We start from the raw sequence: 15,089 nt of genomic DNA, 5'->3' as shown, positions 1-15,089 counted from the left end.
CTTTACTGTGATTGCCTGCCTGAATTGAAGGAGAAAAATGAATAGTGCCCAGATCATAGAATACGCCGGCGCCGCAATTTTTGCGCTGGCTGTATTACATACCTTTTCCACCAAGAAGTTCCTGCATCTGGCGCATAACAGCCAGAACCATGCCGGCCTGTGGCATCTGCTGGGTGAGGTAGAGGTGGTATTCGGTTTCTGGGCCTTTATTCTGGTTGGCTTCATCGCGCTGGTGGCGACGCCAAAAACGGCAATCACCTATCTTGAGTCGCAGAATTTCACCGAGCCGCTGTTTGTCTTTGTGATCCTGACGATCGCCGGCACGCGGCCCATCCTGCACTCGGTACAGGCGCTGGTGACGCGCATAGGGGCGGCGCTGCCGCTGAATCAGGCGGTCGGTTCGTATTTCTTGTGCCTGTCGCTGGTGCCTTTGCTTGGATCCTTTATTACCGAGCCGGCGGCGATGACGCTGGCCGCATTGATGCTGCGCGACCGTTTCTATACAAAAGACATATCCTCACGGCTCAAATATGCGACGCTGGGCGTACTTTTCGTGAATATATCCATAGGCGGCGTGCTGACGCCGTTTGCTGCGCCGCCGGTACTGATGGTGGCGGAGAAATGGGGATGGAATATCGCCTTCATGTCCAGCGTGTTCGGCTGGAAGGCGGCGTGTGCGGTAGTGATCAATGCGGTGGCGGTGACGCTGCTGTTTTATAAGGAACTGGCTGGTATCAAGCCTGCAGAATCCGGTGCGCAGGGCGAGCCCATGCCGCTCACGGTAATCGCGATTCACTACGTATTCCTGGCCGCCACAGTGGTGTTTGCGCATTACCCCATCGTATTCATGGGGCTGTTCCTGTTTTTCCTGGGATTTACCGATGCCTACAAACGCTATCAGGATAAGCTGATGCTGCGCGAGGGCCTGCTGGTAGCCTTTTTCCTGGCCGGCCTTGTCGTGCTGGGTGGTAAGCAGCAGTGGTGGTTGCAGCCTATCCTGGCGGGCATGGATTCTACGATACTGTTTTTCGGTTCCATGGGCCTGACAGCTATCACCGATAACGCAGCGCTGACCTATCTCGGATCTCTGGTAGAGGGAATGTCGGATGCTGCCAAGTATGCACTGGTGGCCGGTGCGGTCACCGGCGGCGGCCTGACGGTCATCGCCAATGCGCCCAATCCTGCCGGTTTCGCCATCTTGAAGGATTACTTCGATCAGCAGGGCATCAGCCCGCTAGGCCTGTTCCTGGCAGCTTTGCTACCATCAGCAGTTGCGGCCCTCTGCTTCCTGCTGCTGTAAAAAACGGCTTAAAACCCGGCTTAAACGTAATAGGCAGTGGTGGTCATGACCTTGGCCATTGCTGTCATGACAGACTGCACCGGTAGCGGCAGGGTAATGGCGCCGAGGGCAGCCGCCGCTTCGCCATGGGCTATTTCATCGGTGCGCATCTTTTCTACGATGGCGCGAGATTTTGCATCCTGCACAGGCAATTTTTCCAGATGGCTTTCCAGATGCGCCTGCACCTGGCGTTCAGTTTCCACGACAAAGCCGAGGCTGGCTTGATCGCCGCAACGGGCTGCCACGACACCGCAGGCAAACGCACCGGCATACCACAAGGGATTGAGCAGGCTGGCGCGGGAATTCAATTCCTGCAGGCGCTGTGCAGTCCAGGCCAGATGATCTTCCTCTTCTATGCCCGAGTGAGCGAACTGGCGTTTGACTTCCTCCGAGCCGGAAAACAGGCCTTGTGCGTCATATAGCGCCTGGGCGCAGACTTCCCCCACGTGATTCACACGCATCAGGCCTGCGCTGTGCCGTTTGTCCTGGTCAGACAATTCGTCATGATCAATCTCTTTGGCTGGATTGGGGCGGCCGGCCTTGGCTTGGCCGGAAACTACCCGCAGTGCGCGGTCAAAACCCAGCACCAGTTGATCTAGCTTGAATGGAAACATGAGGATAAGAACTTGGTTGCAATGCCGGTATTGTAACCAAGCCGGCCATCCGCTGCTGTCTGAACAATTGTCTTTCCATAATATGGAATGAAAATTCATCCACCGGGATTTCATCAAAAAAATCGCACTCGTGTGCTTTAAATTGCAAGCGCGCTAACAAAAATAGGGCTTTTTTGGATTAAAAGTGATCTTTATAGCAATGGTAAAAGCAATATTTGTTGCGCTAACACCACATAAAATTCGCCTCATTCTGGAGGGGGACAAATTCTCTTTGCCCAATTTCACTTAATTTGTTTCAATAGAATCAGCTTCTTTATCAGCCGGTACCTTAGTCCTGGCAAGACTGAATGCTACATAAGTAAATTGATGTATTGGCCTTTTTTGAGATGCAATCAATTAACAACATATAATTTTGGAGACAAATCAATGAAGAAATCGCTACTGGCATTTGCTATTCTCAGTGCATTCGCAGCTACAGCTTCCGCACAATCCTCGGTCACCATCTACGGTTCTATTGATGCTGGCCTGCGCCGTCAAACTAATGTTGATGCTGCAGGTAACAGCAAGATCAGCATGGGTTCCAACGGTACCTATAACTCCAACCGTCTGGGTTTCAAGGGTATTGAGGATCTGGGTAGCGGCATGAATGCCCACTTTGTACTGGAATCCGGTTTTAACACTGCAACAGGCTCCTACGATAGCCCGACAGTTGCGTTTAACCGTTCTGCATTTGTTGGTGTGACCGGCGATTTCGGTAACCTGGATCTGGGTCGTCAATATTCGCTGGCGTTTAAAACCATCGGTACCTACGAGCCATTCAACTACAAATTCCCAGCGATCACTTCTCCAGTGGCCGGTGTTGCTCTGTTCTTCCCAGCGACATTCAGCGGTGGTGGCGCAACCCGTTTCAACAATGATGCTCAGTACACGGCAGTATTCGGCGGCTTGAGGGCCAGCCTGGAATACGCACTGGGTGAAGTTGCAGGCGACAATACACGCAATACGGTAAAAGCGGTTGCCCTGACTTACACTACCAGCCCATTCAATGTAGGCGGTACTTACATGTCCACCGACATCGGCGGTTTCAAGGACAAATACTGGACACTGGGCGGCGCTTACTCTGCTAATGGCCTGCGCATCTCTGCTGGCTACGTAAAAGAAACACTGGAAACAGTAGCGCACGTTGATTTCGAACAAAAATCCTACTGGGGCGGTGTCAGCTACGTAGTGACTCCACAGATCGAGTTGACTGGCGCTTACTATGTAACAGACTCCAAAGCTTTTACAAATCCAGCTGCGATCATCAACGGCAAACGTAAAAACCTGGTTATTGCTGGTACTTATGCCTTGTCCAAGCGTACCAACTTCTACGTAGAAGCGGATAACAAGAAGCTGACCAATGCATTTGTTGGAACCACGCAATTGCTGGGACCAATCAACAATGGTACTCAAAACGGTTTCTCTTTTGGTATCACGCACCTGTTCTAAGCTGATTACCTGGCTTGACCTGTTGGCGGGTTGAGCAACAGTGAAATATAAGAGGCCTCGCTAAGCGGGGCCTCTTTGCAGCTTCCAGAGCATTGCTTTAATGCAAGTTTGAAGGTGTTCGATGGTGTCAGCTTTCGCCCTGTGTAAAAGTTGCTTAAGAAATAAGTAATCTCTCAAATTCCGCCTAAATTCTGCAATTTTCGTACTTTTTGTGCTATTGCGACGAAGCAATAGTGCATGTCTATTATTGGTTTTATTGCAACTTTTCGTTGCAATTTAGAGACATACCCTCCCTTCAAAGCCCGCAAAAGCCAAATTAGCTTTGCCGCCAAAGCGTATCTTTGGTCAAATACGTTAACTTCTATTTAGCAGTCTTGTTCGTTTTGAAGTATGAGCCGGGTTCTGCAAGGTATTAAACAAAAAGCTTCTCGCAGCTCCCTCGCTTACTGTAGTTCATGTCAACATGAAAACCTTTGGAGAAATATCAATGAAAAAATCACTACTAGCTCTGTCAGTACTGGCTGCATGCGCAGGCGTTGCTCACGCACAATCTTCCGTAGTTATCTACGGTGTTGTGGATATGGCTATTCAGAATGAAAACCGCGGCGGCAGCGGCGCTGGCACTGGTTCTGTAACTGCATTGGACAGCGGTATCCAATCCGGTTCCCGTATCGGCTTCAAAGGTACTGAAGATCTGGGCGGCGGTTTGAAAGCAATTTTCGACCTGGAAATGGGCGTAAATGCTGATAACGGTACATCTTCCCAAGGTGGTCTGGCATTCGGTCGTCAAGCATGGGTAGGTTTGGCTGGTGATTTCGGTTCCGTAACAATGGGCCGTCAATACACTCCAATCTTTATCGCTACTGACACTATCGATCCATGGGATGCAGGCTTCAACAGCACTGGCGGTGGCCCACAAGCTGGCGTAGGTACTTCCACAGCAGGTACTCTGGGTCTGTTCGGTACACCATTCCGTACTAACAACACAGTTAACTACTCCACAAACAACCTGGGTGGCTTCACAGGTTCCGCAGCTTACACTTTCGGTGAAGTTGCTGGCGATAACACTGCTTCCCGTCAAATCGGCTTGTCCGGTACATACACTGGCGGTCCAGTGATCGGTACAGTTGCTTACCACAAAGCAAACAACGCAGCTGGTTTCGCAACCAAACTGTTGTTCGTCGGTGGTATCTACGATTTCCAAGTTGCTAAATTGCACGCAGCATGGGGCAAAACAACAACTGACCTGAACACTCTGGAAACTAAAGAGTGGATGATTGGTACAACTGTTCCTTTCGGCGCAGCTAACTTCATCGCTTCTTACACACAAGTTAAGAACGACCTGGTAGCGAATGCTAACAAAGGCAAACAGTATGCAATCGGTGGTACTTATGCATTGTCCAAGCGTACTAACTTCTACACTAACTACGCTCGTACAACTAACGATGCAAACAGCAATGCTGGTGGTATCGCTGCGACTAACGGCGCAACAGACCGTCTGGTCAACTTCGGTATCCGTCACAAGTTCTAATAATCTGCAGGCTTAGGCCTGCCGATGATGAACAAGAAAAAAGCACCCTCGGGTGCTTTTTTTATTTGTGCTGCCTGCTGGAAACCGGCAGCGCGGAGCCTGCCTAGCTGAGTAGCTCGTAGGCACCGCCTTTTTCCAGTGCGCGCTGGTAGGCGGGCAAGGCATGAATACGCTTGAGCCAGGCCATCAGCTGCGGCCGGCTACCGTCTAGCCCGGCGCGCGCGGCCGATGCCTCCAGCGGGAAACTCATCTGTATGTCCGCAGCAGAAAACTGGCTGCCGGCGAACCAGCCCGTTTTAGCGATCTCCGCTTCCATGTAATCCAGATGGCGCGTGATTTGCGGCTGGATGAAGGCACTCTTCACCTTTTGCGCAATGCCGCGCGCTATCGGTTTGATGAAGAAGGGCATGGGGCCTGATTCTATGCGATCGAAGATCAGCTTCAGCAGCAGTGGCGACATGGCGGAACCCTCGGCAAAGTGCAGCCAATAGGTGTACCTGAGCCTTTCAGGGGTGCCGGCTGCCGGTATCAGGCGGCCCTGGCCATAGCGCTCCAGCAGGTATTCGATAATGGCGCCTGATTCAGCCACGGTCAGATCGCCATCGGTGATCACCGGTGATTTTCCCAGCGGGTGCACTTCCTTCAATGCAGCGGGCGCCAGCATGGTCTTGGGATCGCGTTCGTAGAACTTGATTTCATATTCCAGGCCCAGTTCTTCCAGCAGCCACAGCACGCGCTGCGAGCGGGAATTGTTCAGATGGTGCACGGTGATCATCGCTATGCGCTTTCAGGTTTTTAGATTTTTGTTAAACGAAAGAGATATTCAAGCCTGGCAAGGTCACGCCTGAGAAGGCGGTGGACCAGGTCTGGCCTGCTGCCACCGGATAGGCATCGGTCCAGGTGCCTGTCGTGATAATTTCCCCCGCTTGCAGGCCGGGGAATTGCGGCTGGGTTTTCAGCAACTGATGCAGATGCCAGATTGCATGCAGGGGGCTTTCCATCACGTTGCTGCCGTAGCCGGCGCTCAGTAGCTGGCCATCGCAGGACAGAGATACGCTGGCGTTGGCAATCACGTCAGCCAAATGATGGCGGGTCGCATTGGACAGCAGGCGCGGCTCGCCTATCAGCAGCGTGCCGTGCAGGCCGAAGGCGGCGATCGCATCTGCCGCTTCGAATTTCCAGTCGGGGTAGGGGCAGACGACGATTTCCACGCCGTGCGCCATCCATTCCAGGCATTCAGCCAGCTCTTCGAAGCTGGCGTCCGCTGCCGGAGTGTGCCCCAGTTTGACCACGACCTCAGGCTCTATCCTGGGGCGCATCGCGCCCGCCAGGCTTTGCACGGTAAAGGGCTGGTCCAGGTAGCGCACCGTGCTGTCGAACAAGGTTGACCACATCGGCGCCGTGATAGGCTCTTTCTCGCCATACTTGCACCACAGCGTACTATTGGTAAAGCCTAGTTTGCGGCCGACTGGGACTTCGCCTTCCGCAGTGCGGATAGTATCCAGGCTCTTGGCAATATCATAAGCATCGGCGATGCACAGATTGGTTTCAGAAGTGATCGGATTGAGCGACCGCGAATGCGCCCTGGCCTCCAGGAACTGGTAGGCGTAGCGATCTGCGAGGGAGGACATGAGCATGGCGAAACGCTTAGCTGAGGATTTTGATTGAATTGCCATTGTGTGCGACGCATGCATATTCTGCAAGCACAGACACAAAAAACCACTTTCCTTTAGGGACTATCAAGGCTGTTTTCATAAGGATTTAGTTAAAAATTGGTCAAGTTGATTGGCAAATGCCTGCCGGTCTGCATTGCTGAAGGCGGCCGGACCTCCGGTCTCAATTCCACTACTGCGCAGTTCATCCATGAATTGCCGCATGCTCAGATACTCTCGGATGTTGTCGCTGGTATAAAAAGAGCCACGCGGATTCAGCGCATGCCCGTTCTTTTTTAGCACATCGGACGCCAGCGGGATGTCGCCGGTGATGACCAGATCGCCCGCCTGCATTCTGCGTACAATTTCATTATCTGCAACATCAAAGCCCGCCGGTACCTGTATGGCCTTGATATACGGCGATGGTGGGGTATTCAATAACTGGTTGGCAACCAAGACCACCTGAATCTTCCAACGGTCTGCCGCCCTGAACAGGATTTGTTTGATGACATTCGGGCAGGCGTCAGCATCTACCCAGATTTGCAGGGACTTCCGGCTGACGTCTGCGGGCGCGGCTGGTGCTATTGGCATGGAAGATTCTGGATACGGCTTTCGCCATCATGTAAATGCACACGAGTACAGATACGGTTCAATAAATTAATGCAATGTGAGAGCCGCATGGTCTGATGCCAATCTCAGCCCAGAGTTCCCTGCTGCTTTACGCGGTACTGCGGAAAGCAAGGCTACCTGAGGCTGCGCAATGACTCCAATACGGTGCGTCGCGTATTCAGCACCTCTTCCGACATGGCGCTGGCGGCGTCCAGGCTGTCCATTACTTTGTCGCCATTCTTGCGCCAGGCTGCCAGCAGATTTTCACTGGCGGTTTTTACTGCCGGCGGCGTTAGCGTACCGAGGTCATTAATCTGCAAAATCAGCGTCAGCGCACGGGTAGGATCGCCGCGCTGCTTGTCCATCCTGAAGTGTGCATAGTCTATGACTTGCTGCAACTCGGCCAGGCTTTTCAGCATTTCAAATTCTGCTGCCCTTACATTGCGGTTCGCTTCGGTCGATTCATTGCGCCAGGTGTTATAGAACAGGGCCGACAAGGCTACCAGCAGGCTGAGTAGCGCCAGGTGATTACGCCTGACCTGTTGCAGAAAGCTATTGCTGTTGTCCATCGCAAATTCCTTTTAATCTCACCAAGCCATCGGCGTATTTTCCTGATGCTTAGCTACCGCCCCATAGCTCGCCATTGGCGCCTGTCTTTGGCGCGGTAACACCAAAATGCTGGTAGGCGCTGGGCGTGGCGATGCGTCCGCGCGGCGTGCGCTGCAGATAGCCTTGCTGTATCAGATAAGGTTCCAGCACGTCTTCTATCGTGTCGCGTTCTTCGCCTATCGCCGCTGCCAGATTGTCCAGCCCTACCGGGCCACCGCCGAATTTGAACAGCACTGCTTCCAGCAATTTTCTGTCCATCAGGTCAAAGCCCACCGGGTCCACATCCAGCATGATCAGCGCGGCGTCTGCCATCGCCTTGGTAATCTCGCCATTGCCTTTGACTTCGGCATAGTCGCGCACGCGGCGCAACAGCCGGTTGGCAATCCGCGGCGTGCCGCGTGCCCTTTGCGCGATTTCGCGCGCGCCGTCCGGCTGTATCGGTGCATGCAGCAGCGACGCGGAGCGGGTCACGATCTTGGTCAGTTCCGCGGCGGTATAAAACTCCAGCCTTGCCACGATGCCGAAGCGGTCGCGCAAAGGATTGGTCAGCATGCCGGCGCGGGTAGTTGCGCCCACCAGCGTAAAAGGCTGCAGGTCCAGCTTGACTGAGCGGGCTGCGGGGCCTTCACCTATCATGATGTCGATCTGGTAGTCTTCCAGTGCCGGATACAGGATCTCTTCGACCACCGGCGACAGCCGGTGTATCTCATCGATAAACAGCACGTCGTTGGCTTCGAGGTTGGTCAGCAAGGCAGCCAGGTCGCCTGCGCGCTCCAGCACGGGGCCGGAGGTCTGGCGCAGGTTGACGCCCATCTCGCGCGCGATGATGTGGGCCAACGTGGTTTTACCCAAGCCTGGCGGCCCGAACAGCAAGGTGTGATCCAGCGCCTCGCCGCGGTTGCGTGCCGCCGCGATGAAAATTTCGAGTTGGCCACGGATTTTTTCCTGGCCTACATATTCTTCCAGTTGCTTGGGGCGCAGTGCGCGTTCTATCGCCTCTTCCTGTGGGGAAGTCGGCGTCGCTGCAATGATGCGCTGCTCGGAAAAATTATCTGTCTGAATGCTCATAGGAGTTTATCCCTTGGAAAGAGATTTCAGCGCCAGCTTGATGCCATCCGATACCCCGGTGCCGGCAGGAATCTGTTTGACGGCCATCAAAGCCTCCTTGTCGGAATAGCCCAGCGACAGCAGCGCGTTCAGCACATCGGAGCTGTGGTCGTTGGCAACGGCGCCACCGCTGACCACGCCCAGGTCAGCGCCCAGTTTGCCTTTCAGTTCCAGCAGCAGGCGCTCCGCAGTCTTTTTGCCTATGCCCGGTATCTTCGTCAGGCGTCCGGCTTCCTGCAGTGTAATCGCCTGCGCCAGGTCAGCCACCGACATGCCGGACAGGATGGACAGCGCAGTACGCGCGCCCACGCCGCTGATCTTGATCAATTGCCGAAAAACGCTGCGCTCTTCTGCCGTGCCGAAACCGAACAGGATGTGTGCATCTTCACGGATGGTCAGGTGGGTCAGCAGCACGACTTTTTCACCCAGACCGGGCAGGTTGTAAAAGGTGCTCATCGGAACGTCGATTTCATAACCGACGCCCTGGCAATCAACCACCAGTTGAGGTGGATTCTTTTCCAGCAACAGACCTGAGATGCGACCTATCATCGTGAACTCATCCTAAAAATAATGCATAGAATGATACAGGATAGAAGGGCGGAATTTACGATACTACTGGAAATTTAATCAGGGTTTGTGGCGGGAGCCGGCAAGCGGTCTGCCATTGGTCAATATCAATTTGACAAGTATTGAGGAGCTTAGCCTATCAGGCGCCCGGCGCGCACGCGCAGGCCGCGTTTGGCCAGGCCAGGCGCAATCGCGCCCAATGTTGCCAGAGTATCACCGCTATGTGCATGGCAGATCGCCACCCCTAGCGCGTCGGCGGCATCGGTACCGGGCAGGCCGGGCAGGGACAGCAGGCGCTGCACCATATCCTGCACCTGCTCTTTCTTGGCCTTGCCATGCCCAACCACACCTTGCTTGACCTGTAGCGCGGTATATTCGGCTACCGCGAGGTCAGCGCTTACTAGCGCACAAATCGCAGCACCACGGGCCTGGCCCAGCAGTAGTGTTGATTGTGGGTTGACGTTGACGAAGACTTTTTCGATTGCCGCACAATCGGGATGATAGGTACGGATGATTTCCGAAACACCGGCCAGGATGGTTTTCAAGCGCTCAGGCAGCGATGCATCCTGGGTCTTGATGGTGCCGGAGGCAATATAGCCGAGCTTGCTGCCGTGTTTTTGGATGAGGCCAAAACCGGTGGTGCGCAGACCTGGATCGATGCCGAGAATTATCATTGAGGAGCGATTGCTTTATTAGACCAGGGATCTAAGAGGATGCAAACCTGCTTGATATCTGTAGCGAGCGGACGTCAGCAAGGTGAAGAGCAGCACAGGAAGCGGAATGTACTAACAGTACATGAGCATTCCGAGCAGCACATGAGCCTTGATCACGCCCGCGCAGTAAGATATCAAGTAGGTTTTAATGCCTGAAGTGGCGCGTGCCAGTATACACCATGACTACGCCACGCTCATCCGCTGCGTCTATCACTTCCTGGTCGCGCATGGAGCCGCCTGGATGGATCACGCTGGTTGCGCCTGCGTCGACCACTACATCCAGGCCGTCGCGGAACGGGAAGAAAGCATCGGACGCTACGGCGGAACCGGCAAGGCTCAGGCCGGCGTTTTGCGCCTTGATCGATGCGATACGCGCAGAGTCGATACGGCTCATCTGGCCGGCGCCTACACCCAGCGTCATGCCATTGCCGCAGAAGACGATCGCATTCGATTTGACGAACTTGGCCACGCGCCATGCAAACATCAGGTCTTGCAATTGCTGTGGAGTCGGCTGCAGTTTGGAAACAACCTTGAACTCGGCAATGGCAACGTTCTTCGCATCCGGAGCCTGCACCAGCAAGCCGCCGCCTACACGTTTGAAGTCATGCGTATTGACTGCTGCATCGGTCACGCCGTCCAGGCTGATTTCCAGCAGGCGCACATTTTGTTTCGCAGCAAATATCTGTTTCGCTTCCGCTGTGAACGAGGGAGCGATCAAGACTTCGACGAATTGTTTGGCGACGACTTCCGCAGCCTTGCCATCCAGTTCGCGGTTGAACGCGATGATGCCGCCGAAAGCGGAGGTAGGGTCGGTTTGCAGGGCTTTTGAATACGCATCAAACGGCGTATCGCCCAGCGCCACGCCGCAAGGATTGGCATGCTTGACGATCACGCAGGCGGAGACGTCGAAAGACTTCACGCATTCCCATGCTGCATCGGCATCGGCGATGTTGTTGTATGACAGTTCCTTGCCTTGCAACTGCTTGTAGTTGGCCAATGCGCCTTTGCCTGGATTGAGCTCGCGGTAGAACGATGCCGACTGGTGCGGATTTTCGCCGTAGCGCATTTCCTGCACTTTTTCGAAATGCAGGTTCAGGGTTTGCGGATAGCTGCTGCGGGTCGCATGCGCCTTGTCTTCGCCCAGGCTGGTCAGGTAATTGGTGATCGCACCGTCGTATTGCGCAGTGTGTGCAAATACCTTCTTCGCCAGCGTGAACTTGGTGTCATAGCTGACAACGTTCTGGTTCGCCTTCATCTCATCCAGCACTACCTGGTAGTCAGCCGGATCGCAGATCACGACGACGTCTTTGTGATTCTTGGCGGACGAGCGCAGCATGGTTGGGCCGCCGATATCGATATTTTCTATCGCATCTTCCAGCGAGCATTCTGCTTTTGCAACGGTTTGCTGGAAAGGGTAGAGGTTGACTACCACCATGTCTATCGTCGGTATGCCGTGCTTGTCCAGCGCAGCGACATGCTCAGGAAAATCGCGGCGGGCCAGGATGCCGCCATGTACTTTCGGATGCAGCGTCTTGACGCGGCCGTCCAGCATTTCCGGAAAGCCGGTGTAATCGGCAACTTCAGTGACCGGCAGGCCATTGTCCGCCAATAATTTGGCAGTGCCGCCGGTTGACAGCAGCTTGACGCCCATGGAGGAAAGCGCGCGAGCGAATTCCAGGACGCCGGTCTTGTCGGATACTGAGATGAGGGCTTGTTTGATCATGGTGAATGAATAACGAGAGTGAGGGATTCTGTGCGTTCGGTAGGATAAATGGAACTTGGGGGAGCATGGCTTGATTGCATTGCAAGCTGCGCGCCTCGCCTGGTCCTTATCTATTTATCTATTGCCTGTTCGGGTACTCTTAAGCTCCCGCTATCGGGACACCTGTCACGGCCTAAGGGATTACAGTAAGCCGTGCTGCTGCAATTTTTTACGCAAGGTGTTGCGGTTGATGCCCAGCATGTCCGCTGCCTGCGACTGATTGCTCTCGGCGCGTGCCATCACCATTTCCAGCATCGGCTTTTCTACTGCCAGCACGACCATGTCGTAGATGTTGGAGGCTTGCTGCTCGCCGAGGTCCTTGAAATATTTTTCCAGGTTTTTATGGACCGCTTCTTGGATACTATCTTTGCTCATGCTTTTTTTCTATTGTTTGATTCGTGCTCATGGATGCCAAATTTGCACCGCAGGTGCTGCATCCATCTGTCATTTATTGTTGGTTTCTGGCGAAAATGAAATGTTCAGCTAGGCTGCCATTTTTTCTTCAGCGGGGCGGTATTGTAACCGCTCACCGACTTGCGAATCAAAAAACATTTTTACCGCATCCAGTTGCTCTTCGCATGAAGTCAGCAAATTCATTTCTTGCCTGAATGCTTCGCCTCCTACCAGATCCTGCACATACCAGCCTATGTGCTTGCGCGCCGTTCGTACTCCGAGGAACTCGCCGTAGAACGCATAATGCGCTCGCAAATGCTCGTCCATCAGGCGGCTGACCTCGGAGATCAGCGGCGGTGGCAGGTAGCTTCCCGTTCGCAGGAAGTGATCGATCTCGCGGAAGATCCAGGGGCGGCCCTGGGCTGCGCGGCCTATCATGATTGCATCTGCGCCGGTGACCTGCAGCACGTGGCGTGCTTTTTCCGGCGTCGTGATGTCGCCATTGGCGACTACTGGGATGGACACTGCTGCCTTGACGGCAGCAATGGTTTCATATTCTGCGTCGCCTTTGTAGCCGTCTGCACGGGTGCGGCCATGCAGGGTCAGCATCGCGATGCCGGCGGACTCCGCCATTCTGGCGATGTTCAGCGCATTCTTGTTGGCCCTGTCCCAGCCGGTGCGAAATTTCAGCGTAACCGGCACGTCTACTGCGGCCACAACCGCATCCAGTATTTGCCCTACCAGCGACTCATGTTGCAGCAAGGCAGAGCCACACCAGGCATTGCATACCTTCTTTACTGGACAGCCCATATTGATATCGATGATCTGCGCGCCCCTGTCCACATTATGCTTGGCGCACTCGGCCAGCATCTCTGGATCGGCACCGGCGATCTGCACCGATTTGGGCTCCATCTCGCCTTCATGATTGGTACGCCGCGCGGATTTTTCGGTATCCCACAGCTTGCGATTGGATGCTGCCATTTCAGACACTGCATAGCCGGCGCCCAATTCCTTGCACAATTGGCGGAATGGCCGGTCCGTCACCCCTGCCATAGGGGCGACAAAAATGTTATTACGCAGCACATGAGGGCCGATTTGCACGATGAGCGGGGGAGAAAATTCAGGGAAGCGCTATTCTACCTGAAAAACTGCCTAATTAATAAGCAAATTGAGGGCGCTTTTCAATACAAAAATTGATTGCCTATGATAGGTAGTATGGTAATAGCCTGATAAATTTACTGGATTCAATGGTAATCTGTTAGCAAGATGACAGATTCAATAGCCCCCCCGAATTAATTAGAAGAATACATAAAGGGCTGCGCACTAGCAGGAAAGAATTTTTATTATCGGGAGTAACAAGTGGACTCGGCAAATGGAGAGGGATTACACAGGATTACGATAGTCGGCGGCGGTGCCGGCGGTTTGGAGCTGGCAGTCAAGCTTGGGAAAAAACTGGGCAAGCGCCGCAAGGCGGTCATCACGCTGGTCGATGCGAGCCGCACGCATTTATGGAAGCCGCTGCTGCATCAGGTGGCTGCCGGTACGCTGGATAGTCATGCCGATGAGCGCGAGTATTTTGCAATGGCACGGGCCAACCATTTCAATTTTCGCCTCGGCCGCATGGACGGCCTGGATCGCGACAAGAAAGAAATCTATCTGGCGCCTGCCTATGATTTCGATGGCAGTGAATTATTGCCGCGGCAAACAGTGGAGTACGACACGCTGGTGATGGCGCTGGGCAGCCAGACCAATGATTTCGGTACGCCCGGCGCGAGTGAAAACAGCATCATGCTGGATACGCCGGTGGCGGCAGAGCGTTTCCATCAGCGCCTGATCAATTTTTGCCTGAAGGCACAAGCAGAGGCACGCTCGCACGGCGAAGGACGCTTTACCGTCACCATCATCGGCGGCGGCGCCACCGGCGTGGAGTTGTCGGCAGAATTGCATATGACGACCAAGATCTTGTCCAGTTACGGGCTGATCAATTTCCATCCCGAAAAAGATTTGAAGATTGTCATCGTTGATGCGGCGCCGCGCCTGCTGCAAGCCTTGCCTGAGCGCCTGTCCGATACCGTTGCGCGCGAATTGCGCAGTATCGCGGTGGAGGTGCACACTAATGAAAAGGTCGTCGAGGTATCCAAAGAGGGCGTGCAGATGGCCAGTGGTAAGTTTATTCCCAGCGGCATCGTCGTGTGGGCAGCAGGCATCAAGGCGCCGGACTTTATCAAGGACATTGCTGGGCTGGAAAGCAATCGCATCAACCAGCTGGTCGTGCACAGGACGATGCAAACCACGCGCGACACGTCCATCTTTGCGATGGGAGATTGTGCCGCTTGTCCGCAGGGAGAAAGGCAGCCTATCGTGCCGCCGCGCGCGCAATCCGCGCATCAGCAAGCCAGCACGCTGGCAGACTCGCTGGTGGGCATGTTGCAAGGCAAGCCTTTGCTGGAATTCACCTATCGCGATTACGGCTCGCTGGTATCGCTGGGCGACTATAGTACGGTGGGCAGCCTGATGGGTTCGCTGACCAGCGGCTCGCTGTTCATCGAAGGCATGGTCGCAAAGTGGATGTACTGGTGGCTGCACAAGAACCACCAGATTGCGGTCAACGGCATGTTCCATACCTGGCTGACCACATGGGCAGAGCTGATTGCGCGGGTGAGAAACCCACGCATCAAACTACACTAGATAAATTAGCCGATAAT

General features: G+C 54.2%; 15 protein-coding genes. 4 read left to right on the top strand and 11 right to left on the bottom strand.

Annotated features, from left to right (window positions below; genetic code table 11):
* Window positions 1-37 precede the first annotated feature (37 nt).
* Window positions 38-1,300: a putative Na+/H+ antiporter gene (locus IEW12_RS14575; protein ID WP_188566727.1), complete on the top strand. Its 1,263-nt coding sequence runs from the start codon at window positions 38-40 to the stop codon at window positions 1,298-1,300.
* 20 nt (window positions 1,301-1,320) lie between these two features.
* Here IEW12_RS14575 and coq7 read toward each other — a convergent pair whose 3' ends face one another.
* A complete protein-coding gene (coq7, locus tag IEW12_RS14570; protein ID WP_188566726.1) occupies window positions 1,321-1,953 on the bottom strand; it encodes a 2-polyprenyl-3-methyl-6-methoxy-1,4-benzoquinone monooxygenase in 633 nt (210 codons plus the stop codon).
* Window positions 1,954-2,379: 426 nt separating this feature from the next.
* On the opposite strand from coq7, the gene IEW12_RS14565 reads away from it, so the two are divergent.
* Together IEW12_RS14565 and IEW12_RS14560 are read left to right on the top strand one after the other, a co-directional pair.
* Window positions 2,380-3,441 carry a porin gene (locus tag IEW12_RS14565; RefSeq protein ID WP_188566725.1) on the top strand — a complete coding sequence of 354 codons (1,062 nt, stop codon included), beginning with the start codon at window positions 2,380-2,382 and terminating at the stop codon, window positions 3,439-3,441.
* A gap of 487 nt (window positions 3,442-3,928) precedes the next feature.
* The gene (locus tag IEW12_RS14560) at window positions 3,929-4,972 is read left to right on the top strand and encodes a porin (protein ID WP_188566724.1); all 1,044 of its coding nucleotides are present in this window, start codon (window positions 3,929-3,931) and stop codon (window positions 4,970-4,972) included.
* 103 nt (window positions 4,973-5,075) lie between these two features.
* Here the strand turns inward: IEW12_RS14560 and IEW12_RS14555 are convergent, their stop codons facing one another.
* From IEW12_RS14555 to dusB, 10 genes are all read right to left on the bottom strand, one after another.
* On the bottom strand, window positions 5,076-5,747 hold the full coding sequence (locus IEW12_RS14555; protein WP_188566723.1) for a glutathione S-transferase: 672 nt from the start codon (window positions 5,745-5,747) through the stop codon (window positions 5,076-5,078).
* Window positions 5,748-5,778: 31 nt separating this feature from the next.
* Window positions 5,779-6,609 carry a 2-keto-4-pentenoate hydratase gene (locus IEW12_RS14550; RefSeq protein WP_188566722.1) on the bottom strand — a complete coding sequence of 277 codons (831 nt, stop codon included), beginning with the start codon at window positions 6,607-6,609 and terminating at the stop codon, window positions 5,779-5,781.
* A gap of 114 nt (window positions 6,610-6,723) precedes the next feature.
* On the bottom strand, window positions 6,724-7,170 hold the full coding sequence (locus IEW12_RS14545; protein WP_188566858.1) for a YaiI/YqxD family protein: 447 nt from the start codon (window positions 7,168-7,170) through the stop codon (window positions 6,724-6,726).
* A 197-nt stretch (window positions 7,171-7,367) separates the two neighbouring features.
* Window positions 7,368-7,802: a hypothetical protein gene (locus tag IEW12_RS14540; RefSeq protein WP_188566721.1), complete on the bottom strand. Its 435-nt coding sequence runs from the start codon at window positions 7,800-7,802 to the stop codon at window positions 7,368-7,370.
* A 49-nt stretch (window positions 7,803-7,851) separates the two neighbouring features.
* Window positions 7,852-8,910 carry a Holliday junction branch migration DNA helicase RuvB gene (ruvB, locus tag IEW12_RS14535; protein ID WP_188566720.1) on the bottom strand — a complete coding sequence of 353 codons (1,059 nt, stop codon included), beginning with the start codon at window positions 8,908-8,910 and terminating at the stop codon, window positions 7,852-7,854.
* Window positions 8,911-8,916: 6 nt separating this feature from the next.
* Entirely contained in the window at window positions 8,917-9,498 is a 582-nt protein-coding gene (gene ruvA, locus IEW12_RS14530) for a Holliday junction branch migration protein RuvA (protein ID WP_188566719.1), read from the bottom strand.
* A 149-nt stretch (window positions 9,499-9,647) separates the two neighbouring features.
* A complete protein-coding gene (ruvC, locus tag IEW12_RS14525; protein WP_188566718.1) occupies window positions 9,648-10,190 on the bottom strand; it encodes a crossover junction endodeoxyribonuclease RuvC in 543 nt (180 codons plus the stop codon).
* A gap of 184 nt (window positions 10,191-10,374) precedes the next feature.
* On the bottom strand, window positions 10,375-11,952 hold the full coding sequence (gene purH / locus IEW12_RS14520) for a bifunctional phosphoribosylaminoimidazolecarboxamide formyltransferase/IMP cyclohydrolase (protein WP_188566717.1): 1,578 nt from the start codon (window positions 11,950-11,952) through the stop codon (window positions 10,375-10,377).
* A 180-nt stretch (window positions 11,953-12,132) separates the two neighbouring features.
* Window positions 12,133-12,366 carry a Fis family transcriptional regulator gene (locus tag IEW12_RS14515; protein ID WP_188566716.1) on the bottom strand — a complete coding sequence of 78 codons (234 nt, stop codon included), beginning with the start codon at window positions 12,364-12,366 and terminating at the stop codon, window positions 12,133-12,135.
* 108 nt (window positions 12,367-12,474) lie between these two features.
* Window positions 12,475-13,485 (bottom strand): tRNA dihydrouridine synthase DusB, encoded by a 1,011-nt coding sequence (gene dusB / locus IEW12_RS14510; RefSeq protein ID WP_188566715.1) that lies wholly within the window; start codon window positions 13,483-13,485, stop codon window positions 12,475-12,477.
* A gap of 258 nt (window positions 13,486-13,743) precedes the next feature.
* Here dusB and IEW12_RS14505 point away from each other — a divergent pair, with 258 nt between their 5' ends.
* Window positions 13,744-15,072, top strand: coding sequence for an NAD(P)/FAD-dependent oxidoreductase (locus IEW12_RS14505; protein ID WP_188566714.1), 1,329 nt, complete (start codon window positions 13,744-13,746; stop codon window positions 15,070-15,072).
* Window positions 15,073-15,089 lie beyond the last annotated feature (17 nt).

Origin of the sequence: Parundibacterium terreum (assembly GCF_014636315.1) — a bacterium.
Classification (GTDB): Bacteria; Pseudomonadota; Gammaproteobacteria; order Burkholderiales; family Burkholderiaceae_D; genus Undibacterium; species Undibacterium terreum.
The sequence above is the reverse complement of the archived record's forward strand: the minus strand, read 5'-3'. Positions and strand labels throughout refer to the sequence as shown.

Coding starts and splice junctions, on each gene's coding strand:
- IEW12_RS14575 (WP_188566727.1), top strand. CDS start 38: ATGAATAGTGCCCAGATCATAGAATACGCCGGCGCCGCAATTTTTGCG.
- coq7 (WP_188566726.1), bottom strand. CDS start 1,953: ATGTTTCCATTCAAGCTAGATCAACTGGTGCTGGGTTTTGACCGCGCA.
- IEW12_RS14565 (WP_188566725.1), top strand. CDS start 2,380: ATGAAGAAATCGCTACTGGCATTTGCTATTCTCAGTGCATTCGCAGCT.
- IEW12_RS14560 (WP_188566724.1), top strand. CDS start 3,929: ATGAAAAAATCACTACTAGCTCTGTCAGTACTGGCTGCATGCGCAGGC.
- IEW12_RS14555 (WP_188566723.1), bottom strand. CDS start 5,747: ATGATCACCGTGCACCATCTGAACAATTCCCGCTCGCAGCGCGTGCTG.
- IEW12_RS14550 (WP_188566722.1), bottom strand. CDS start 6,609: ATGCTCATGTCCTCCCTCGCAGATCGCTACGCCTACCAGTTCCTGGAG.
- IEW12_RS14540 (WP_188566721.1), bottom strand. CDS start 7,802: ATGGACAACAGCAATAGCTTTCTGCAACAGGTCAGGCGTAATCACCTG.
- ruvB (WP_188566720.1), bottom strand. CDS start 8,910: ATGAGCATTCAGACAGATAATTTTTCCGAGCAGCGCATCATTGCAGCG.
- ruvA (WP_188566719.1), bottom strand. CDS start 9,498: ATGATAGGTCGCATCTCAGGTCTGTTGCTGGAAAAGAATCCACCTCAA.
- ruvC (WP_188566718.1), bottom strand. CDS start 10,190: ATGATAATTCTCGGCATCGATCCAGGTCTGCGCACCACCGGTTTTGGC.
- purH (WP_188566717.1), bottom strand. CDS start 11,952: ATGATCAAACAAGCCCTCATCTCAGTATCCGACAAGACCGGCGTCCTG.
- IEW12_RS14515 (WP_188566716.1), bottom strand. CDS start 12,366: ATGAGCAAAGATAGTATCCAAGAAGCGGTCCATAAAAACCTGGAAAAA.